This window comes from Bacillus sp. FAU20, from assembly GCF_056033865.1.
This window is the reverse complement of the sequence record NZ_JBVYHY010000017.1, coordinates 103,167-122,500: the sequence shown is the minus strand read 5'-3', so window position 1 is coordinate 122,500 and position 19,334 is coordinate 103,167. Positions and strand designations below refer to the sequence as shown.

Below are 19,334 nucleotides of genomic sequence, written 5' to 3'. Positions count from 1 at the left end.
TTACAGCATATATGTAACTGAAAAGGATTGGACAAAGGGGCGTAATATTATGTTTTTCTTTTTTATTACGAGTAAGAGAAATTTTAAACACATTAGCTTAATAGTGATACTGTCCTTATTTACAGCATGGCTACTCTTTTTAAAAACATATTCACATGAATCTGCTTTTTCAACTGCTACAGGCCCTAAAGTAATTTACAAAGGAGACACCGCTAAAAAGCAAGTTGCATTTACGTTTGATATTAGTTGGGGAGACAAAAAAGCAATTCCAATCCTAGATACTCTTAAAGAAAGAGAAATTAAGAATGCAACCTTCTTCCTTTCTGCTGCATGGGCCGAAAGACACCCCGATATTGTAGAGCGAATCATGAAAGATGGGCACGAAATCGGTAGTATGGGGTACAATTACACATCCTATACTTCTCTAGAGACAAATGAAATAAGGCGAGACCTTTTACGAGCACAAGATGTTTTTACGAAACTTGGTGTAAAACAAGTCAAGCTGTTACGTCCACCTAGTGGCGAATTTAACAAAGCAACCCTTAAAATCGCAGAATCACTTGGATACACCGTCGTGCATTGGAGTAATAATTCAAACGATTGGAAAAACCCAGGTGTAAATAACATCGTTTCCACTGTCTCTAATAATTTGAAGGGTGGAGATATCGTCTTATTACACGCATCCGATTCTGCCCTTCAAACAAATAGAGCTTTACCGCTGCTCCTGCAAAAAATAAAAAGTGATGGATATGAGCAAATATCCGTGTCACAACTTATTTCCAACACAAGTACGAAAAGTGAAGATGTGAAGTAGCTTCTTCCCAACTACTCTTCACGCATAAAAAGCTCTACTACCTTTCAAGAAGGTGGTAGAGCTTTTTTAATCATACCATTTCCAGCATTATAACTGCTGGTGTATAAAACCTCTCTCTATTAAGCTGATTTACTTGTTTTTCCGATTAAACGATGTAATACAAGTAATTGATACGCATTACATAACAATAGCGGTATAACCATTAAATATAGCCAATCTGTATCATTAATCCGAAGCGCCGGTACCCATTCAAGGATTGTTACAACAACCATAAAGAACAGAGCTGGCACAAATGCTTTTTTATTTGTTTCTTTACTTTTTACATAAGCAACAATTGCTCCAAACACAAATAATATTCCAGCAACAAGTATGTTATTCCCTAACGAGACTTCCCCATTTGCAATAAGTACAGATCTTAAATACACAAAATCAAATAATACGAATGCAATAAAGAAGAGCTGGACTGCATTCCATAAAGAAGATGAGCGAAACATCCCTAGTCCAAAACGGTGGATTGTTAAATATGCAAAGAATCCCATTTGACTTATAACACTAAAAATAAATCCTACACCCATCAGCCAGAAAGATACTGCTAAAATCTCCTTACCGTCGAAATTTTGAAAAAATTTATTGTACTTGTCCCACTCCAAAACAAAACCAATAATAACTGTGCTAATCCCACCAAGAAACAACGTCGTTAAAAATAGTCGTACCCACTTGCGGCTATTCACAACACATCCCCCATTATCCTTATATTTCTAATTAAATTGTATCAATGACAATTTCAAAAAGCTAGCCATGTTCATGTATAAATTCCTTAAAGATATTTATATTAAAAAGAGAGAACTGTGCTGAAAGGAGTTCCAACTTATGAAACGGATGCTATTCATTTTCGTTTCTTCTTTTCTACTTATCGCACTTGCAGCATGCGCACAAGGAAAAGAAACGAAATCCGAACTAGATTACGATCAAACAAAGAAAATGATTGTTGATATTTTAAAAACAGATCAAGGTAAGAAAGCTATTCAAGATGTATTAACTGATGAAAAAATGAAACAAGCACTCATACTAGATGAAACAGTAGTAAAGAAAACGATTGAAGATGCCATGGTATCCGATAAAGGGCAACAATTCTGGGAAAAGCTCTTTAAAGATCCTGAGTTCTCATCAAAGTTTGCTAAAAGTATGGGGAAAGAACAAACTCAATTAATGAAAACCTTACTAAAAGACCCTGAATACCAAGCAGGCGTTATAGAAATTATGAAAAATCCTGAAGTAGAAAAAATAATGTTACAAACAATGAAGAGTAAAGAATACCGTCAATATCTACAACAAGTACTAACAGAAACTGCTGAAAGTCCACTCTTCCAAGCCAAGATGATTGATATCATTAGTAAAGGTGTGCAAAAAGCTGAAAAAGGCGGATCTGGTAAGAAAGAAGCAGGCGGTGACGGTGGTTCTCAAGGCGAAAAGAAGGAAGAACAGTAAAAAATAATAACTATAATAACGAGTGAACAATGTATACATTGTTCACTCGTTATTACTTTATCTTACTATTAACAGACAAAATGGCCCCCTCTAGTTAAGCGAAAGGTTTACTAACAACAAAAGCATTATTGTTGTCAGTAACAGGTGAACCCCACTGATTAAAGTTTCACTTTATTTTTGTGTAACAGCTGTTTTATCAATTACTGTTTCAGCTATTTTACTATAAATAATGCCCGTTGTATGTGTATCTTCATATACTGAAGGAGCAAAGTCTTCTTTATTCCAATCGGGTTGTTGTAGCGGAATGCGACCAAGAACATTCGTTTGTAATTCGGTAGCTAACTTATCTCCCCCGCCTTTTCCAAATACATATTCTTTCTCACCAGTTACCTTACTTTCAAAATATGCCATATTCTCAACAACACCAAGAATACTATGTTCAGTGCGCAATGCCATCGCTCCAGCACGTGCTGCTACAAACGCAGCTGTTGGATGAGGCGTCGTTACAATAATCTCTTTGCAAGATGGCAACATTGAGTGCACATCTAACGCAACATCACCTGTGCCTGGTGGCAAATCTAGTACTAAATAATCTAGATCGCCCCATTCTACTTCTGTGAAGAAGTGGTTTAACATTTTCCCAAGCATAGGTCCTCTCCAAATAACTGGTGCATTATCCTCTACAAAGAAGCCCATTGAGATTACCTTTACACCTAAACGTTCCACCGGAATTATTTTGTCACCTCTTACGATAGGACGTTTTTCTATCCCCATCATGTCTGGCACACTAAAACCGTAAATATCCGCATCGATAATACCAACTTTTTTTCCTAAACGAGCTAAAGCAACTGCAAGGTTAACGGAAACAGTTGATTTTCCCACGCCACCTTTTCCACTCGCTACTGCTAAGAATGTTGTTTTTGAATTAGGTGACAATAAAGATTCACTTTGCTCTTCTTGTTGTTCCGGTGCAAACTGAGCTAATTCCTCTTCTGTAAATTCTGCAAAACGAAGTCCAACTGTTGCTGCCCCAAGTTCTTTTACTAACTTTACAATTCCAGACTGCAACTGCATTTGTTCCGCTGTACCGGTTTTTACGATTGCAATTTTGACACTCACATGTTCCTTCTCTGGCTTGACTGTTACCTCTTTAATTGCATTTGTTTCTTTTAATGTTTTATGTAAAAACGGATCTACAATCCCTTCTAACGCTTCAACCACTTGCTCTTTCGTTACCATAATTAGCCCAGCCCCCTGTATGAAAAATAACGTAATGTTAATTGAATTTATCTCTGCTTATTCTTGAAATAAATGCGTTTACATTTCCAGTATAACATATTTTCCGAAAACTTCGTTAACGAGAGAAGCTCAAAAAAATCCTCCTTATTCTGGAGGATTTCCTTTTTCCGTGAAATAACGTAATATACCACGGTATATTGCAGCTGCTAACTTTTGCTGATATTTCTCCGAATTTAACATATACCTTTCGTTCACATTCGATAAAAAGCCAGCTTCAATTAAAGCACCTGGTGTTTTAGAATACTTTAATAAATACACATGCGAAATAGTCTTAGCAGAACGATTCGTGTTCTCTAAACTTGTTCTCAATTCAGCCTGTATAAATTTTGCAGCACGTTCATTTTCAATTGAAGAACGGTAATAGAACGTTTGTGCGCCTTTTGATCCACTACTAGTTAAAGCATTTAAATGAATACTTGCAAAAAAGTCTACATCAGGTTTATTGATGATTTCTACACGTTTTTTTAAATCCTCTGCTTTACGTCTGCTATATGACTTTGTATCTTTGTTAGCTAAATCATAATCTCCCTCACGCGTTAAAATAACTAGTGCACCTTGTTCTTGTAAATAGTCTTGTACCTTTTTTGTAATTTCAAGCGTAATATCCTTTTCTATAATATCCTTTCCACCAACAGCCCCTCCATCTGGTCCACCATGCCCAGCATCTAATACGATTACTTTCCCTGATAAGGGTAAATTCCAAGCACGCCACGATTTTGTAATTTGAAATTCTTGTTTGACTAAAAAAAACAATACAACCGCAGCGAGTGCAAAAGAGATAATTCGAATTCTCTTCATACCTTTCCTCCTCCAGCTAGTCCCTCTAATTACTTATATGGGACAAGAGGAAAGTTTATGCTTGTCTTAATGAAGCTTTAATCGATATCTTCTTTCACCTTTTTCATACCCTTCTTGCCACCACAATCCTATAAACTGCTGACAAGATTCAAAAAGTAATTCCTCATCTTTCAACTTTATTTCTCGCATAGTCATACTCGTTAAAAATTGAAATAGCGTTTCAGTTAATTGTTGTTCTTCTTCTAAAGCTCTATATTTCACATCAAAAAATGATTCACCATAATAACCAAATTTACTGTATCTCGCTCCTAATAAATAAGATTCTATCCCTAATTCAATACAGTAATCTTCATACTGACGATGAAGCTCTTGCATTTGAAAGGCATCACGAATATTTGAACGCAATGTTTTTAATGATAATTCCCGCAACATCTTCCGCTCGTATTTTAACTGCTTTTCTTTTTGTTTTTCTTGTAAGCTGACAATGACATTCATAGTACTTATAAACCTCCCTAATACGTATTAGTCTAAACTTCTAAAGAAGAAGCATACGCGCGGCGGTAGCACTAAAATATTCCAAGCTATAAAAATTGCAAAAGAGGAATGAAACATAAAAAAACCCCAACCAAAATGGTTGGGGTTTGTAGTTCGCAAAAATTAACGTTTTGAGAACTGAGGTGCACGACGTGCGCCTTTAAGACCGTATTTTTTACGCTCTTTCATACGTGCGTCACGAGTTAATAGACCTGCACGTTTTAGTGTTAGACGGTATTCTGGATCAGCTTTTAATAAAGCGCGAGAAATACCGTGACGAATAGCACCAGCTTGACCAGTGTATCCACCACCATTTACGTTTACAAGTACATCGTAGTTACCTAAAGTTTCTGTTGCAACTAGAGGTTGTTTCACTACTTCACGTAATGCAGCAAATGGGATATAGTTTTCAAAATCACGACCGTTAATGATAACGCGTCCTTCGCCTGGAACTAGGCGTACGCGCGCTACTGAACTCTTACGACGTCCAGTACCATAGTATTGAACCTGTGCCAAAGTAAGCCCTCCTTTAATTAATTATCCGCGAAGTTCGTAAACTTCTGGTTTTTGTGCTTGGTGTGGATGCTCTGCTCCAGCATACACGTTAAGTTTCTTAGAAACTTGACGGCCTAAGCGTCCTTTTGGAAGCATGCCTTTAATTGCAAGCTCTAACATTTGTACAGGGTAGTTTGTACGCATTTCAAGAGCTGTTCTTTGCTTAAGTCCACCTGGGTGGTTAGTGTGACGGTAGTAAATTTTATCGTTTAATTTATTACCTGTTAAATGAATTTTCTCAGCGTTAATAATAATTACATGATCACCCGTGTCAACGTGTGGTGTAAATGTAGGTTTGTTTTTACCACGTAAAATGGATGCTACTTCACTAGCAAGGCGACCTAAAGTTTGACCTTCAGCATCAACCACATACCATTTACGCTCAACTTCGTTAGCTTTTGCCATAAAAGTCGTACGCATGTGTTTCCCTCCTCGTTATCTTTTCCATAGAAAAAATCTATTGTTTATCTTAAACACGATTTCCTTCCGGGGCTAATCGTGGTTTTAGAAACAATACCATATGTTATGATATACTTTTGAGTTTCTAATGTCAAGCAAATGTTACACCAGGATTAGTTGTTATAGTTTACCTCCCATAAGTAAAGCCCATGACCTGGAGCCATCTTTCCAGCAAACTGACGATTTTGTTTCGCTAAAATCTCTGGAATGCTATCAGGATCAAGCTTTCCTTGTCCTATGCTAAGTAACGTACCAACAATAATTCTGACCATATTATATAAAAATCCATTACCTACAAAACGAAAAATTATTTCATCATCTTGTTCAATTAACTCAATTTCATAAATTGTTCGCACTTTATCTTTTTTGTCAGTTTTTGCCGAACAAAAAGAAGTGAAATCATGCGTTCCAATAAAATAAGGAATTGCTTTTCTTATAGAGTTGATTTCGAGCGGGTATGGATATTGATATACGTAATTTCTACGGAATACATCCGCAGTCTTTGATAATAATACACGATAACGATATTCTTTTTTCTCAACACCGTAACGTGCATGAAATTCTTCTGTTTTTTTCTCTACTTGCCTTATAACAATATCATCTGGCAACATTGTGTTTAAAGCATTACTCCATTGCCACTCTTCAAGAGACAAAGGGGTATCAAAGTGTATTACTTGTCCTTTTGCATGAACTGTAGAATCTGTTCTACCAGATGCCTGAACACGAACAAGTTCTCCCTTATGCAATTTCTGCAATGCTTTTTCTATCTCCTGTTGAACAGTACGATGGTTCGGCTGAATTTGATAACCACAAAAATGCATGCCATCATATGCAACCGTACATTTTATTCTATCCATTTCTCTATTCTCCATTACGATCGCACCCATGCCAAAATACAAGCTAAACAAAATAAGCTGACAATCGTTACTGTATCGCTTGTTTTCCAGCGTAGTTGCCTAAATTTAGTACGTCCTTCACCACTTTGATATCCACGAGCTTCCATCGCAATGGCTAAGTCCTCTGCACGCTTAAAAGCACTGATAAACAGAGGAACGAGCAGTGAAATAATAGCTTTCATTCTATCTTTTATCGGTCCCCCGGCAAAATCAATACCACGTGACGCTTGTGCTTTCATTATTTTACTCGTTTCATCCATTAATGTCGGGATAAAACGAAGAGAAATTGACATCATTAATGCGATTTCATGAACAGGAACCTTTATACGCTTCAACGGCTTTAATAACGTCTCCAAACCATCTGTAATTTCAATAGGTGTCGTCGTTAACGTTAATAATGTCGTCATTAAAATAATAACGAAGAATCGTACAGAAATGTATATCCCTTGCTCTAATCCTTTTTCATATATCGAAAACCAACCAAGCTGGAATAGTACATCCCCCTCTTTATTTGTAAAAATATGCAGGAAAAATGTAAAAAGAAAAATCCATAAAATTGGTTTTAAGCCCGAAAGTACATAACGAATCGGCACTTTTGCAAAAAATAAAGCAATGAGTGCATATAAAAATAAAAATCCATATGAAATCGCATTATTTGCTAAGAAAACAACAAATACATATAAAAAGACAATCAGCAGCTTCGTACGTGGATCAAGTTGATGAATAAGTGAATTCCCCGGGATATATCTCCCAATAATCAACTGCTGCATGATTCATGACCACCTTTTCGTAACACCTGCACAACTTCATGAGTAAGATCCTCTAAAGATAAGGTAGCCTTTGGAATTGAAATACCAAACTTCTCTTCAATTGCACGTTTATACTTTAATGACATAGGAAGATCCACACCAATTTTCTCTAGTTCATCAGCATGTGAAAATACTTCCTCTGCACTTCCTTGCAAAAAGACCGTTCCTTTATGCATAACTACAATCTGCTCCGCATACTGAGCAGCATCCTCCATATTATGCGTTACAAGGATAACTGTAAGACCCTTCTCCTTGTGCAGCTTATAAAACATCTCCATAAGTTCGTTCTGCCCTTTTGGATCTAGTCCTGCTGTAGGTTCATCTAATACAAGCACTTCAGGTTCCATCGCCAGTACACCCGCTATAGCAACACGTCTCATTTGTCCACCACTTAATTCGAACGGAGAACGTGTTAACAGTTCCGGTTCTAGCCCTACAAGTTCAATTGCCTTTCTAGCCTTTTGCCTTGCTTCGTCTACAGATACTCCAAAATTAGTAGGGCCGAAACAAATATCTTTCTCCACAGTCTCTTCAAACAACTGATGTTCTGAGAATTGAAAGACAACCCCTACTTTTTTACGTAGTGGCTTTAGCTTTTTTTCTTTCTTTCCTGCCGAAATCAAATGTTCACCAATTTGAACTGTACCATTTGTCGGCTGCAATAAACCATTTAAATGTTGAATCATCGTCGACTTACCTGAACCAGTATGACCGATAATGGCATAATAACCCCCACTTGGAAACGACACGTCTACATCATAAAGTGCGCGTCTTTCAAATGGAGTTTTATATTGATAACGATGTTCTACTTTTTGGAATGTAATCTCCAAAGTTCGTTCACCAAGCTTTCCATTGTAAGATGCGTATTTTGCAAGAGAATTTCATTTCTTTTTAATAATTCTGCTATTTTCACTGAAAATGGTACATCTAATCCAATTTCTTGGAGCATATGAGAGGATTTGAAAATTTGTTCTGGAGTCCCTTCCTCTAATATCTCTCCCTTATTTAAAATAATGACACGGTCTGATTGTGCCGCTTCTTCTAAATCGTGCGTAATTGATAACACGGTAATACCTTTTTGATTAACAAGTTGTCTAACCGTTTCTACTACTTCACGTCTCCCTTGGGGGTCTAGCATTGACGATGCTTCATCTAATATTAAAATAGATGGCTGAAGTGCTAAAACGCCTGCTATTGCCACTCGCTGTTTTTGCCCACCAGATAACGAATGAGGCTCATCATTAAGAAAATCTTCCATACGGACAAGTTTGAGAGCCTGATCTAATCTTTCTACCATCTGTTCTCTTGGCATTCCGATATTCTCTAAGCCAAAAACAACGTCGTCTTGCACTGTCGTTCCAACAAATTGATTATCTGGGTTTTGAAATACCATCCCAATTTGTTTTCGAACATCCCATACCGTTTCCTCTGATAAAACCATTGTATCATTTACTGTAATAGTTCCTGCTTCTGGCAAAAACAAACCATTCAATAATTTTGCAAGTGTAGACTTCCCTGAACCGTTTTGTCCAATAACAGATACCCATTCTCCCTCATATAAGGAAAATGAAACATCTTTTAATGCATAAGTGGCTGCCCCAGGATATTGAAAGGATATATTTTCTGTCCGAAGTTTCTCTTTTTTCAATACAAGGCACCCTTTCCTTCGCCAAGTTAGCCTATTTTTATATTTAAAAAAAAGGGCCATGACCAGTTTCTTGAAAAGAACTGTCCTGCCCTTTTAATTATCATTATACTAACTCGATAATTACCATTGGTGCTGCGTCTCCGCGACGTGGACCAATTTTTGCAATACGAGTGTATCCGCCTTGGCGCTCAGCATAGCGTGGAGCTACATCAGCGAATAATTTTTGAAGTGCATCTTGACCAGTCTCAGCGTTAGCTACTTCATTGCGAATGAAAGCTGCTGCTTGACGACGAGCATGAAGATCTCCGCGTTTACCTAAAGTGATCATTTTTTCCACTACAGAACGAAGTTCTTTTGCACGAGTTTCTGTCGTTTGGATGCGCTCGTTGATAATTAAATCAGTAGCTAAGTCACGTAACATAGCTTTACGTTGCGCACTTGTACGGCCTAATTTTCTGTATGCCATTCGTAGTTCCCTCCTTTGTTGATGGGTTTAAATCCTCAGTCGTCTTTACGTAAACCTAAACCTAATTCTTCAAGTTTATGTTTAACTTCTTCTAAGGATTTACGTCCTAAGTTACGAACTTTCATCATATCTTCTTCTGTTTTGTTCGCAAGCTCTTGTACAGTATTAATTCCTGCACGTTTAAGGCAATTATAAGAACGAACAGAAAGATCTAGTTCCTCGATAGTCATCTCAAGAACTTTCTCTTTTTGATCTTCTTCCTTCTCAACCATAATCTCAGCATTTTGTGCTTCATCAGTTAAACCAACAAAGATATTTAAATGCTCAGTTAAGATTTTGGCACCTAAAGAGATAGCTTCTTTTGGCCCGATGCTTCCATCCGTCCATACATCAAGCGTAAGCTTATCATAATTAGCCACTTGTCCGACACGTGTCTTTTCCACTTGGTAAGTCACACGTGATACTGGAGTATAAATAGAATCAATAGGAATTACTCCTATTGGTTGATCTTCGCTTTTATTTGCATCAGCTGGCGTATACCCACGGCCACGCTTTGCAGTTAAACGCACGCGGAAATGCGCATCTTTTGCTAACGTTGCAATGTGTAAATCTGGATTTAAGATTTCTACATCACTATCGTGAGTAATATCAGCAGCTGTGACAATACCTTCGCCCTGCACATCAATTTCCAACGTCTTCTCTTCTTCAGAGTAGATTTTAAGAGCTAACTTTTTCAAGTTTAAGATGATCGTTGTAACGTCTTCTACTACGCCCTCAACTGTTGAAAATTCATGTAATACGCCATCGATTTGGATAGCAGTAACAGCGGCACCAGGGAGTGAAGATAAAAGAATACGACGTAAGGAGTTACCCAACGTAGTACCATATCCACGCTCAAGCGGTTCAATTACGAATTTACCATATTTAGCATCTTCGTTAAGTTCAACCGTTTCGATTTTCGGCTTTTCGATTTCAATCATTAACTAAACCCTCCTTCAAAACGTCGAAACCCCGGTTAAACAAAGGTACAACCCCTGTCTAACCGAAAGTCCCCCTTAGGCAGTTCCCGATTGTGCACAACAAGCGATGTTTCTGTACGAAATTTCTCGATAATGCATCATATCCATTATAGACAAAAGGGAAAATTCTATACAGAAAAATTACACACGACGACGTTTTGGTGGACGACATCCATTATGAGGAACTGGAGTAACATCTCTAATTGCTGTTACTTCTAGACCTGCAGCTTGAAGAGCACGAATTGCAGCTTCACGACCAGCACCAGGACCTTTAACAGTAACCTCTAAAGTTTTTAAACCGTGTTCCATTGCAGCTTTAGCAGCAGTTTCAGCAGCCATTTGCGCAGCGAATGGAGTAGATTTACGAGATCCACGGAAACCAAGTGCACCAGCACTAGACCAAGAAAGTGCGTTACCGTGAGTATCTGTAAGAGTTACGATTGTGTTGTTGAAAGTAGAACGAATATGAGCTATACCAGCTTCAATATTCTTTTTCACACGTTTTTTACGAGTGTTTGTTTTACGTGCCATTGTTAGTTCAACCTCCTTTACTTATTATTTCTTTTTATTTGCTACTGTACGACGTGGACCTTTACGTGTACGAGCATTGTTTTTAGAATTTTGACCACGAACTGGTAAGCCACGACGGTGACGAAGACCACGGTAAGAACCGATCTCCATTAGACGTTTAATGTTAAGAGATACTTCACGACGAAGGTCTCCCTCAACTTTAATACGATCGATGATATCACGGATACGTCCTAATTCGTCTTCCGTTAAATCACGAACTCGTGTTTCTTCAGAAATACCTGCTTCAGCAAGAATTTTTTCAGCAGTTGTGCGACCAATGCCGAATACGTAAGTTAAAGAAATAACAACGCGTTTGTCTCGAGGAATATCTACACCTGCGATACGTGCCATTACGAATGCACCTCCTTCTGATTAACCTTGTTTTTGTTTATGTTTAGGGTTTTCACAAATAACCATTACTTTTCCACGTCTACGAATAACTTTACATTTTTCGCAGATTGGTTTAACTGACGGTCTTACTTTCATGTCTCGAACCTCCTTAAAGATTACGGAGTGCTATATTATTTAAAACGGTACGTAATACGACCACGATTTAAATCGTACGGAGATAATTCTACCGTAACTTTGTCTCCTGGTAAAATACGAATGAAGTTCATACGGATTTTACCAGAAACGTGAGCCAATACGACATGCCCATTCTCTAATTCTACTTTGAACATAGCATTTGGCAACGTTTCAAGAACGGTACCTTCGACTTCAATTACATCATCTTTAGCCATTCAATAGTTCTCCCTTCTTCAAATCAGTAACATTTTACACTGCTCTGAAATCCCGGAGAGCCAGCTACTTATAAAGTGGTAAGGATTTCGTATCCTGCTTCTGTAAGAGCAATCGTGTGCTCAAAATGGGCACACCATTTACCATCTACCGTTACCACTGTCCAGTCATCAGATAGTGTTTTTACATATCGTCTTCCTTGATTCACCATCGGCTCAACACAGATGACCATTCCCGGCTTTAATCTAGGGCCTCTATTTGGTGGACCATAGTGCGGGATTTGAGGGTCCTCATGTAAGTCTTGCCCGATTCCGTGACCAACATACTCCCTAACGATCGAGAATCCATTCTCTTCAGCATGGGTTTGAACCGCATGTGAGATATTTGATAATCTCTCGCCTGGTTTTACTTGTTCTAGACCAAGATACAACGATTTTTCTGTGACATCAAGTAGCTTTTGAACAGATTCAGAAATGTTTCCAACTGGATACGTCCATGCAGAATCTCCATGGTACCCATTGTATTTCGCACCAATATCGATACTGATGATATCGCCCTCTTTGAGCTTGCGCTTCCCTGGAATTCCGTGTACAAGCTCTTCATTTACAGAAGCACATATGCTCCCCGGAAATCCGTTGTATCCTTTAAAAGATGGCGTAGCACCATATTTTTGAATCGTCTTTTCCGCTATTTGATCGAGCTCTTTCGTTGTAATTCCTGGAGTAATGTGCTGTTTCAACTCTTGATGAGTCAAAGCAACGATCCTGCCAGCTTCTCGCATGATTTCTATCTCGCGAGGAGTTTTGCAGATTATCATTACGCTAAGCCTCCGATGAGAACATCGATATCAGCAAATACTTTATTGATATCTTGCTCACCATTAATGCTTTGTAAGTAACCAAGCTCTTCGTAGAAATCAAGCAAAGGTTTTGTTTGCTTAATATTTACATCTAAACGATTTGCTACAGTTTCTTCATTGTCATCAGAGCGTTGATATAATTCGCCACCACATTTATCGCACACATCAGCTTTTGCTGGTGGATTGAATTCTAAGTGGTAAGTCGCACCGCACTCTTTACAAATGCGACGGCCTGTAAGGCGTTTTAATAACAACCCTGAATCCACATTAATGTTTAAAACATAGTCGATTTTTTTGCCAAGATCTTTCATAATTTCTTCAAGAGCTGATGCTTGTGCAACAGTTCGTGGGAAACCGTCTAGTAAGAAACCTCTTACGCAGTCGTCTTGACTTAAACGTTCACGAACGATTCCGATTGTAACTTCATCTGGAACAAGTGCACCTTTATCAATAAAAGATTTTGCTTGTAGACCCATTTCAGTTTCAGCCTTCATAGCTGCACGGAACATGTCTCCTGTTGAAATGTGAGGGATGTTATACTTGGCAACAATCTGTTCGGCTTGTGTACCTTTACCAGCACCAGGAAGCCCCATTAAAATTAAGTTCATCCTTGTTCCCCCTCAGAGTACATGAGCATGTAGGGAAGACAATTCTTCCCACTTACTCACTGCTTGATAAACCCTTTGTAATGGCGTTTTACCAGTTGGCTTTCTAGCTGCTTCATTGTTTCTAAAGCAACGCCGACAACGATTAACATACTCGTTCCACCGATCTGTGCAGATGGAGGAAGATTTCCCAATTTCGTAAAGATAACTGGTAAGATTGCAATCGCTGCTAGGAAAATTGATCCTACAAAGGTCAAACGATACAAGATTTTTGTTAGATATTGTTCCGTATTCTTACCCGGACGAATACCTGGAACATATCCACCTTGCTTGTTTAGATTCTCTGACATTTGCTCTGGATTAACCTGAACAAATGCATAGAAATATGTGAAGGCTACAATGAGCGCAACATATATGATCATTCCCACTGGGTGAGAATAGTTAAAGTTTGCAATAATCCACTGCGATACATCATGTTTCGGGAAGAACTGTGCAATAGTCGGAGGCGTAATTAAGAATGAAACAGCAAAAATTACTGGAATAACACCAGCACTATTTACCTTAAGCGGTAAATGTGTGTTTTGTGCTCCAGCATAACCACCATTTCCTCCTGTTACACGCTTCGCATATTGAATTGGGATCTTTCTAACAGCCTGTTGAATGAAAATAACACCCACAATAACTGCTAGCACAGCTAGTAAAATCAATGCAACTTTAACGATACTCATGAACAATTGATCTCCGATATTTTGAAACTGTTGCTGATACACTTGAGATATAACACTTGGGATCGCCGCGGCAATACCGCCAAAGATAAGGATGGAAATACCATTACCTACACCTTTAGCTGTAATCTGTTCACCTAACCACATTAAAAATGCAGTACCAGCAGTCAGTACCGTAGCAATGTATAAATAAGTGCTCCAACCTGGATTCAAAATTAATTGTCCACCTACCATACCGTTAAAACCGATTGACATACCAAACCCCTGAATAAACGCAAGAACAATTGTAAAGTAACGCGTGAATTGCGTTAATTTACGACGGCCCATTTCACCTTGCTTCGACCATTCCGAAAATTTAGGAACAACATCCATCTGCAATAATTGCACGATGATGGATGCTGTAATATACGGCATGATTCCCATCGCAAAGATGGAGAAGTTTTTCAAGGCTCCACCGCCAAATGTATTTAGAATACCTAAAGCATTTAATTGATCTTGTGCCTTCAGTACGTCTCCATTTGTAAATGGCACGGGGATAAACGTGCCAATCCTGAATACGATTAACATCGCTAAAGTGAATAATATTTTACGTCTTATCTCAGCAACGCGCATAAAGTTGGAGATTGTACGAAACATTAGATCACCTCAACTGATCCGCCAGCTGCTTCAATTGCTTCTTTAGCACTTGAAGAGAACTTGTGCGCTTTAACAGTTAGTTTTTTCTCTACTGCTCCGCTTGCAAGAACTTTAACACCGTCGTTTAACTTGCTGATAACGCCAGTTTCCAGCAATAATTCAGGTGTTACTTCTGTACCATCTTCAAAACGATTTAACGTTGATAAGTTTACAATAGCAAACTCTTTACGGTTAATGTTTGTGAAGCCGCGTTTTGGTAAACGACGGAATAATGGAGTTTGACCACCTTCGAAGCCAAGACGAACACCGCCGCCAGAACGTGCGTTTTGTCCTTTATGACCTTTACCAGCAGTTTTACCGTTACCAGAACCGATACCACGACCGACACGGTTACGTACTTTACGAGAACCTTCTGCAGGTTTTAATTCATGAAGTTTCATTCCCAGGCACCTCCTTATATTAATGAGTTATCCTTAAGCTTCTTTTACAGTTACAAGGTGAGAAACTTTGTTGATCATACCAAGAATAGCAGGAGTTTCTTCCTTAACTACAGTTGAATTCAACTTTTTAAGACCTAAAGCTTCTACCGTCGCACGTTGATCTTGTGGACGACCAATTACACTACGAGTGAGGGTAATTTCTAACTTTTTCGCCATTTGTTTTCCCTCCTTAACCTAGTAGCTCTTCTACAGATTTACCGCGTAATTTTGCAACATCTTCAGCGCGCTTAAGTTCGCTTAATCCGTTCACAGTAGCGCGAATCATGTTGATTGGTGTGTTAGAACCAAGAGATTTCGAAAGAATATCTTGTACACCAGCTAATTCAAGGACCGCACGAACAGGTCCACCAGCAATAACACCAGTACCCTCAGCAGCAGGTTTTAAGAATACTTCACCAGCGCCAAAATGACCGTTGATTGTGTGTGGAATTGTTGTACCAACTAATGGTACAGCGATTAAGTTTTTCTTAGCGTCTTCGATAGCTTTACGGATTGCGTCTGGTACCTCTTGTGCTTTACCAGTACCGAATCCAACATGACCGTTTTTATCGCCAACTACAACTAGTGCAGCAAAGCGGAAACGACGACCACCCTTAACAACTTTCGCGACACGATTTATCGTAACTACACGTTCTTCAAGTTCTAATTTACTTGGGTCAATGCGATGCATCAATTTTCCCTCCTTTGACCATTAAAATTGTAATCCAGCCTCACGAGCAGCTTCAGCTAGAGCTTTAACACGGCCATGGTATAAGTAACCACCGCGATCAAATACTACTTCTTTAACGCCTTTCTCTACAGCACGCTTAGCAACTGATTCTCCAACTTTCGTAGCAGCTTCAATATTGCTAGTACCGTTAAGAGCAAGGTCTTTATCAAGAGTAGATGCACTTACTAACGTTACACCATTCACATCATCAATAACTTGAGCGTAAATATGTTGGTTAGAACGGAACACGTTTAAACGTGGACGCTCTGCAGTACCAGTAAGTTTAGCACGTACACGTGCATGTCTTTTCTTACGAGTCGCATTTTTATCAGCTTTAGTGATCATTCTTGTCACTCCTTTCTCTCACCTAACGGGTTTACTTAGCAGTTTTACCTTCTTTACGACGAACAACTTCGCCTTCGTAACGAATACCTTTACCTTTGTAAGGCTCAGGAGCACGTACAGCACGGATGTTAGCAGCGAATTCGCCAACACGTTGCTTGTCGATACCTTTAATTACGATCTTAGTTGGTGCAGGTACTTCAACTTCAAGACCTGCTTCCGGAGTCATTTCTACTGGATGAGAATAACCTACGCTTAATACAAGTTTATCACCTTGTTTTTGAGCACGGTAACCAACACCGACTAATTCAAGTCCGCGTGCGAAACCTTCAGTTACACCTTCAACCATGTTTCCGATTAAAGCACGAGTTGTACCGTGTAATGCACGGTGTTCCTTCTGTTCAGATGGACGCTCAACTGTTAATGTATTCTCTTCAATTTTGATAAGCATATCAGCATTGAAAGTACGAGTTAATTCACCTTTAGGGCCTTTTACTGTTACAGTATTGTCTTCTGCAACTGTAATAGTAACACCTGCAGGGATTTCAAGAATCTTTTTACCAATACGAGACATGTGGTCACACCTCCGTTCGTTTTAAATATATATTACCAAACGTATGCTACTACTTCTCCACCAGTTTGTAATTGACGAGCGTCTTTGTCTGTCATTACTCCCTTAGATGTAGAAACAAGAGCGATACCTAATCCGTTAAGTACACGTGGTACTTCGTCAGCTTTAGCGTAAACGCGTAAGCCAGGTTTACTGATACGTTTTAATCCAGTGATTACACGTTCATTGTTTGCACCATATTTCAGGAAAATACGAAGGATACCTTGTTTGTTATCCTCGATGTATTCTACATCACGAATGAAACCTTCACGTTTTAAAAGTTCAGCGATCTCTTTTTTGATTTTAGAAGCAGGAACCTCTAATTTCTCATGACGTACCATGTTCGCATTACGGATGCGAGTAAGCATGTCTGCAATTGGATCTGTCATCACCATGTGTTTTACCTCCTTCCCATTTGTGGGTTTTACCAACTAGCTTTTTTAACACCAGGAATTTGACCTTTATATGCAAGTTCACGGAAACAAATACGGCAAAGTTTAAATTTGCGGTATACAGAATGCGGACGACCGCAGCGTTCGCAACGTGTATACTCTTGTACTTTAAACTTAGGAGTACGCTTTTGTTTCGCTATCATAGATTTTTTAGCCACGTTTTCGCCTCCTCTACTTAGCGTTGGCTTCCATTATTTTTGGAATGGCATACCGAATTGTGTTAAAAGTTCACGAGCTTCTTCATCAGTTTTCGCTGTAGTAACGATTACGATGTCCATACCGCGGACTTTGCTTACTTTATCATAATCAATCTCAGGGAAAATAAGTTGCTCTTTAACACCTAATGTATAGTTTCCACGACCATCGAATGATTTCTTAGAAACACCACGGAAATCACGTACACGTGGTAAAGAAACTGATACTAATTTGTCGAAGAACTCATACATTTGCTCGCCGCGTAAAGTTACTTTCGCACCGATTGGCATACCTTCACGAAGACGGAAACCAGCGATTGATTTTTTAGCACGAGTTACAACAGGTTTTTGACCTGTGATTTGTGTTAATTCTTCTACTGCGTTGTCTAACGCTTTTGAGTTAGATACCGCGTCACCAACACCAGTGTTGATTACGATCTTTTCGATTTTTGGTACCTGCATTACAGATTTATAGTTAAACTTGCTCACTAGAGCAGGAGTAATTTCCTTTTGGAACTTCTCTTTAAGGCGATTCAATGAAGTGACCTCCTTTCTTAAGAAAATTATTTATCTAATAATTCACCAGATTTTTTTGCAATACGAACTTTTTTACCATCTTCTACTTTGAAGCCTACACGAGTAGGTTCACCTGTTTTCGGATCTAAAATCATAACGTTAGAAACGTGAATAGGTGCTTCTTTAGTAATAATTCCACCTTGTGGATTTAATTGAGATGGCTTAGAGTGCTTCTTAACGATATTGACACCCTCAACGATAACACGGTTTTGCTTTGGGAAAGCCACAAGGATAACGCCTTGTTTTCCTTTGTCTTTACCAGTGATTACCTGTACTTTATCACCTTTTTTTACATGCATCTTAATTCTGCACCTCCTTAGCAAGGCAATACCTTAAATTATAGAACTTCTGGAGCTAAAGAAACGATCTTCATGAAGTTGCTATCACGTAATTCACGAGCTACTGGTCCGAAGATACGAGTACCACGTGGGCTCTTATCGTCTTTAATGATAACCGCTGCGTTTTCATCAAATTTGATGTAAGAACCGTCCGGACGACGAGCTCCGCTCTTCGTACGTACCACTACTGCTTTAACAACGTCACCTTTTTTAACAACGCCACCTGGTGTTGCTTGTTTTACCGTAGCAACGATAATGTCACCAATGTTAGCATATTTACGACCAGAGCCGCCTAATACTTTAATTGTTAAAAGTTCACGTGCACCAGAGTTGTCAGCAACTTTCAAACGAGATTCTTGTTGGATCATGTTATGAAACCTCCCTTCGGACTAAAAATTCCGATTCGTCTATTTAGATAATAACCGCTTCTTCAACGATTTCAACTAAACGGAAACGCTTAGTAGCAGAAAGCGGGCGAGTTTCCATGATTTTAACGATATCGCCAAGTTTCGCTTGGTTTTGCTCATCATGGGCTTTGTACTTCTTAGAATACTTAACACGTTTTCCGTACAAGGAATGAGTTTTGTAAGTTTCAACTAAAACTGTAATCGTTTTGTCCATTTTGTCAGACACTACACGACCAGTATAAACTTTGCGTTGGTTACGTTCGCTCACTATGCAAACCTCCCCTCAAT

General features: G+C 38.8%; 32 protein-coding genes. 2 read left to right on the top strand and 30 right to left on the bottom strand.

Features of this window, described 5'->3' with window-relative positions; translation table 11 throughout:
• Positions 1-49 precede the first annotated feature (49 nt).
• Positions 50-814 carry a polysaccharide deacetylase family sporulation protein PdaB gene (gene pdaB / locus AC0OM3_RS13045; RefSeq protein WP_000464705.1) on the top strand — a complete coding sequence of 255 codons (765 nt, stop codon included), beginning with the start codon at positions 50-52 and terminating at the stop codon, positions 812-814.
• Positions 815-933: 119 nt separating this feature from the next.
• Here pdaB and kbaA read toward each other — a convergent pair whose 3' ends face one another.
• Positions 934-1,545, bottom strand: a complete 612-nt coding sequence (kbaA, locus tag AC0OM3_RS13040; RefSeq protein ID WP_001088526.1) for a KinB signaling pathway activation protein KbaA — start codon at positions 1,543-1,545, stop codon at positions 934-936.
• A 139-nt stretch (positions 1,546-1,684) separates the two neighbouring features.
• Between kbaA and gerD the strand changes: the two genes are divergently transcribed.
• A complete protein-coding gene (gene gerD, locus AC0OM3_RS13035) occupies positions 1,685-2,302 on the top strand; it encodes a spore germination lipoprotein GerD (protein ID WP_000827292.1) in 618 nt (205 codons plus the stop codon).
• A 171-nt stretch (positions 2,303-2,473) separates the two neighbouring features.
• On the opposite strand, the gene AC0OM3_RS13030 is transcribed toward gerD, so the two are convergent.
• The 29 genes from AC0OM3_RS13030 to rpsQ form a co-directional block, all read right to left on the bottom strand.
• Positions 2,474-3,541, bottom strand: coding sequence for an Mrp/NBP35 family ATP-binding protein (locus AC0OM3_RS13030; RefSeq protein ID WP_000256616.1), 1,068 nt, complete (start codon positions 3,539-3,541; stop codon positions 2,474-2,476).
• 144 nt (positions 3,542-3,685) lie between these two features.
• Positions 3,686-4,399, bottom strand: a complete 714-nt coding sequence (gene cwlD / locus AC0OM3_RS13025; protein ID WP_000822438.1) for an N-acetylmuramoyl-L-alanine amidase CwlD — start codon at positions 4,397-4,399, stop codon at positions 3,686-3,688.
• Between the two features lie 66 nt (positions 4,400-4,465).
• Positions 4,466-4,894 (bottom strand): DUF2521 family protein, encoded by a 429-nt coding sequence (locus tag AC0OM3_RS13020; RefSeq protein ID WP_001101005.1) that lies wholly within the window; start codon positions 4,892-4,894, stop codon positions 4,466-4,468.
• 162 nt (positions 4,895-5,056) lie between these two features.
• Positions 5,057-5,449, bottom strand: a complete 393-nt coding sequence (rpsI, locus tag AC0OM3_RS13015) for a 30S ribosomal protein S9 (RefSeq protein ID WP_000079986.1) — start codon at positions 5,447-5,449, stop codon at positions 5,057-5,059.
• Positions 5,450-5,470: 21 nt separating this feature from the next.
• Complete coding sequence (gene rplM, locus AC0OM3_RS13010) at positions 5,471-5,908, bottom strand: 50S ribosomal protein L13 (RefSeq protein WP_001260793.1); 438 nt, start codon at positions 5,906-5,908, stop codon at positions 5,471-5,473.
• A gap of 152 nt (positions 5,909-6,060) precedes the next feature.
• On the bottom strand, positions 6,061-6,804 hold the full coding sequence (truA, locus tag AC0OM3_RS13005) for a tRNA pseudouridine(38-40) synthase TruA (RefSeq protein ID WP_002163816.1): 744 nt from the start codon (positions 6,802-6,804) through the stop codon (positions 6,061-6,063).
• A gap of 14 nt (positions 6,805-6,818) precedes the next feature.
• Positions 6,819-7,613: an energy-coupling factor transporter transmembrane component T family protein gene (locus AC0OM3_RS13000; protein WP_001186526.1), complete on the bottom strand. Its 795-nt coding sequence runs from the start codon at positions 7,611-7,613 to the stop codon at positions 6,819-6,821.
• On the bottom strand, positions 7,601-8,482 hold the full coding sequence (locus AC0OM3_RS12995; RefSeq protein ID WP_474212054.1) for an energy-coupling factor ABC transporter ATP-binding protein: 882 nt from the start codon (positions 8,480-8,482) through the stop codon (positions 7,601-7,603). The genes AC0OM3_RS13000 and AC0OM3_RS12995 overlap by 13 nt, the downstream gene beginning before the upstream one ends.
• Entirely contained in the window at positions 8,458-9,300 is an 843-nt protein-coding gene (locus AC0OM3_RS12990; protein ID WP_139032696.1) for an energy-coupling factor ABC transporter ATP-binding protein, read from the bottom strand. The genes AC0OM3_RS12995 and AC0OM3_RS12990 overlap by 25 nt, the downstream gene beginning before the upstream one ends.
• Before the next feature lie 103 nt (positions 9,301-9,403).
• Entirely contained in the window at positions 9,404-9,766 is a 363-nt protein-coding gene (rplQ, locus tag AC0OM3_RS12985) for a 50S ribosomal protein L17 (protein ID WP_000331490.1), read from the bottom strand.
• A 35-nt stretch (positions 9,767-9,801) separates the two neighbouring features.
• Positions 9,802-10,746 carry a DNA-directed RNA polymerase subunit alpha gene (locus AC0OM3_RS12980; RefSeq protein WP_000569643.1) on the bottom strand — a complete coding sequence of 315 codons (945 nt, stop codon included), beginning with the start codon at positions 10,744-10,746 and terminating at the stop codon, positions 9,802-9,804.
• A 180-nt stretch (positions 10,747-10,926) separates the two neighbouring features.
• The gene (rpsK, locus tag AC0OM3_RS12975; RefSeq protein ID WP_000101798.1) at positions 10,927-11,316 is read right to left on the bottom strand and encodes a 30S ribosomal protein S11; all 390 of its coding nucleotides are present in this window, start codon (positions 11,314-11,316) and stop codon (positions 10,927-10,929) included.
• 24 nt (positions 11,317-11,340) lie between these two features.
• Positions 11,341-11,706: a 30S ribosomal protein S13 gene (gene rpsM, locus AC0OM3_RS12970; protein WP_000090788.1), complete on the bottom strand. Its 366-nt coding sequence runs from the start codon at positions 11,704-11,706 to the stop codon at positions 11,341-11,343.
• 21 nt (positions 11,707-11,727) lie between these two features.
• Entirely contained in the window at positions 11,728-11,841 is a 114-nt protein-coding gene (rpmJ, locus tag AC0OM3_RS12965) for a 50S ribosomal protein L36 (RefSeq protein WP_000868344.1), read from the bottom strand.
• A 35-nt stretch (positions 11,842-11,876) separates the two neighbouring features.
• A complete protein-coding gene (infA, locus tag AC0OM3_RS12960) occupies positions 11,877-12,095 on the bottom strand; it encodes a translation initiation factor IF-1 (protein ID WP_001029884.1) in 219 nt (72 codons plus the stop codon).
• A gap of 68 nt (positions 12,096-12,163) precedes the next feature.
• Complete coding sequence (gene map, locus AC0OM3_RS12955; protein ID WP_000582539.1) at positions 12,164-12,910, bottom strand: type I methionyl aminopeptidase; 747 nt, start codon at positions 12,908-12,910, stop codon at positions 12,164-12,166.
• Positions 12,910-13,560, bottom strand: a complete 651-nt coding sequence (locus AC0OM3_RS12950; protein ID WP_001048989.1) for an adenylate kinase — start codon at positions 13,558-13,560, stop codon at positions 12,910-12,912. The genes map and AC0OM3_RS12950 overlap by 1 nt, the downstream gene beginning before the upstream one ends.
• Positions 13,561-13,616: 56 nt before the next feature.
• Positions 13,617-14,918, bottom strand: a complete 1,302-nt coding sequence (gene secY / locus AC0OM3_RS12945; RefSeq protein ID WP_000490117.1) for a preprotein translocase subunit SecY — start codon at positions 14,916-14,918, stop codon at positions 13,617-13,619.
• Positions 14,918-15,358 (bottom strand): 50S ribosomal protein L15, encoded by a 441-nt coding sequence (gene rplO, locus AC0OM3_RS12940; protein WP_000766081.1) that lies wholly within the window; start codon positions 15,356-15,358, stop codon positions 14,918-14,920. Before rplO ends, secY begins: the two co-directional genes overlap by 1 nt.
• Positions 15,359-15,391: 33 nt before the next feature.
• Positions 15,392-15,574, bottom strand: coding sequence for a 50S ribosomal protein L30 (gene rpmD, locus AC0OM3_RS12935; RefSeq protein ID WP_001085234.1), 183 nt, complete (start codon positions 15,572-15,574; stop codon positions 15,392-15,394).
• A 13-nt stretch (positions 15,575-15,587) separates the two neighbouring features.
• Positions 15,588-16,088 (bottom strand): 30S ribosomal protein S5, encoded by a 501-nt coding sequence (gene rpsE, locus AC0OM3_RS12930; protein WP_000554646.1) that lies wholly within the window; start codon positions 16,086-16,088, stop codon positions 15,588-15,590.
• Between the two features lie 21 nt (positions 16,089-16,109).
• Complete coding sequence (gene rplR / locus AC0OM3_RS12925) at positions 16,110-16,472, bottom strand: 50S ribosomal protein L18 (protein ID WP_000628816.1); 363 nt, start codon at positions 16,470-16,472, stop codon at positions 16,110-16,112.
• A 31-nt stretch (positions 16,473-16,503) separates the two neighbouring features.
• Complete coding sequence (rplF, locus tag AC0OM3_RS12920) at positions 16,504-17,043, bottom strand: 50S ribosomal protein L6 (RefSeq protein ID WP_000086558.1); 540 nt, start codon at positions 17,041-17,043, stop codon at positions 16,504-16,506.
• A gap of 32 nt (positions 17,044-17,075) precedes the next feature.
• On the bottom strand, positions 17,076-17,474 hold the full coding sequence (rpsH, locus tag AC0OM3_RS12915) for a 30S ribosomal protein S8 (RefSeq protein WP_000245511.1): 399 nt from the start codon (positions 17,472-17,474) through the stop codon (positions 17,076-17,078).
• A gap of 29 nt (positions 17,475-17,503) precedes the next feature.
• Entirely contained in the window at positions 17,504-17,689 is a 186-nt protein-coding gene (gene rpsN / locus AC0OM3_RS12910; protein WP_001085700.1) for a 30S ribosomal protein S14, read from the bottom strand.
• A 33-nt stretch (positions 17,690-17,722) separates the two neighbouring features.
• The gene (gene rplE / locus AC0OM3_RS12905; protein WP_001080831.1) at positions 17,723-18,262 is read right to left on the bottom strand and encodes a 50S ribosomal protein L5; all 540 of its coding nucleotides are present in this window, start codon (positions 18,260-18,262) and stop codon (positions 17,723-17,725) included.
• A gap of 26 nt (positions 18,263-18,288) precedes the next feature.
• Positions 18,289-18,600, bottom strand: a complete 312-nt coding sequence (rplX, locus tag AC0OM3_RS12900; RefSeq protein ID WP_000558200.1) for a 50S ribosomal protein L24 — start codon at positions 18,598-18,600, stop codon at positions 18,289-18,291.
• Between the two features lie 38 nt (positions 18,601-18,638).
• Entirely contained in the window at positions 18,639-19,007 is a 369-nt protein-coding gene (gene rplN, locus AC0OM3_RS12895) for a 50S ribosomal protein L14 (protein WP_000615912.1), read from the bottom strand.
• A 43-nt stretch (positions 19,008-19,050) separates the two neighbouring features.
• Entirely contained in the window at positions 19,051-19,314 is a 264-nt protein-coding gene (gene rpsQ / locus AC0OM3_RS12890) for a 30S ribosomal protein S17 (RefSeq protein ID WP_000004106.1), read from the bottom strand.
• Between the last annotated feature and the right edge of the window lie 20 nt (positions 19,315-19,334).

Coding starts and splice junctions, on each gene's coding strand:
- pdaB (WP_000464705.1), top strand. CDS start 50: ATGTTTTTCTTTTTTATTACGAGTAAGAGAAATTTTAAACACATTAGC.
- gerD (WP_000827292.1), top strand. CDS start 1,685: ATGAAACGGATGCTATTCATTTTCGTTTCTTCTTTTCTACTTATCGCA.
- AC0OM3_RS13030 (WP_000256616.1), bottom strand. CDS start 3,541: ATGGTAACGAAAGAGCAAGTGGTTGAAGCGTTAGAAGGGATTGTAGAT.
- cwlD (WP_000822438.1), bottom strand. CDS start 4,399: ATGAAGAGAATTCGAATTATCTCTTTTGCACTCGCTGCGGTTGTATTG.
- AC0OM3_RS13020 (WP_001101005.1), bottom strand. CDS start 4,894: ATGAATGTCATTGTCAGCTTACAAGAAAAACAAAAAGAAAAGCAGTTA.
- rplM (WP_001260793.1), bottom strand. CDS start 5,908: ATGCGTACGACTTTTATGGCAAAAGCTAACGAAGTTGAGCGTAAATGG.
- truA (WP_002163816.1), bottom strand. CDS start 6,804: ATGGATAGAATAAAATGTACGGTTGCATATGATGGCATGCATTTTTGT.
- AC0OM3_RS13000 (WP_001186526.1), bottom strand. CDS start 7,613: ATGCAGCAGTTGATTATTGGGAGATATATCCCGGGGAATTCACTTATT.
- rplQ (WP_000331490.1), bottom strand. CDS start 9,766: ATGGCATACAGAAAATTAGGCCGTACAAGTGCGCAACGTAAAGCTATG.
- AC0OM3_RS12980 (WP_000569643.1), bottom strand. CDS start 10,746: ATGATTGAAATCGAAAAGCCGAAAATCGAAACGGTTGAACTTAACGAA.
- rpsK (WP_000101798.1), bottom strand. CDS start 11,316: ATGGCACGTAAAACAAACACTCGTAAAAAACGTGTGAAAAAGAATATT.
- rpsM (WP_000090788.1), bottom strand. CDS start 11,706: ATGGCACGTATCGCAGGTGTAGATATTCCTCGAGACAAACGCGTTGTT.
- rpmJ (WP_000868344.1), bottom strand. CDS start 11,841: ATGAAAGTAAGACCGTCAGTTAAACCAATCTGCGAAAAATGTAAAGTT.
- infA (WP_001029884.1), bottom strand. CDS start 12,095: ATGGCTAAAGATGATGTAATTGAAGTCGAAGGTACCGTTCTTGAAACG.
- map (WP_000582539.1), bottom strand. CDS start 12,910: ATGATAATCTGCAAAACTCCTCGCGAGATAGAAATCATGCGAGAAGCT.
- AC0OM3_RS12950 (WP_001048989.1), bottom strand. CDS start 13,560: ATGAACTTAATTTTAATGGGGCTTCCTGGTGCTGGTAAAGGTACACAA.
- secY (WP_000490117.1), bottom strand. CDS start 14,918: ATGTTTCGTACAATCTCCAACTTTATGCGCGTTGCTGAGATAAGACGT.
- rplO (WP_000766081.1), bottom strand. CDS start 15,358: ATGAAACTTCATGAATTAAAACCTGCAGAAGGTTCTCGTAAAGTACGT.
- rpmD (WP_001085234.1), bottom strand. CDS start 15,574: ATGGCGAAAAAGTTAGAAATTACCCTCACTCGTAGTGTAATTGGTCGT.
- rpsE (WP_000554646.1), bottom strand. CDS start 16,088: ATGCATCGCATTGACCCAAGTAAATTAGAACTTGAAGAACGTGTAGTT.
- rplR (WP_000628816.1), bottom strand. CDS start 16,472: ATGATCACTAAAGCTGATAAAAATGCGACTCGTAAGAAAAGACATGCA.
- rplF (WP_000086558.1), bottom strand. CDS start 17,043: ATGTCTCGTATTGGTAAAAAGATTCTTGAAATCCCTGCAGGTGTTACT.
- rpsH (WP_000245511.1), bottom strand. CDS start 17,474: ATGGTGATGACAGATCCAATTGCAGACATGCTTACTCGCATCCGTAAT.
- rplX (WP_000558200.1), bottom strand. CDS start 18,600: ATGCATGTAAAAAAAGGTGATAAAGTACAGGTAATCACTGGTAAAGAC.
- rplN (WP_000615912.1), bottom strand. CDS start 19,007: ATGATCCAACAAGAATCTCGTTTGAAAGTTGCTGACAACTCTGGTGCA.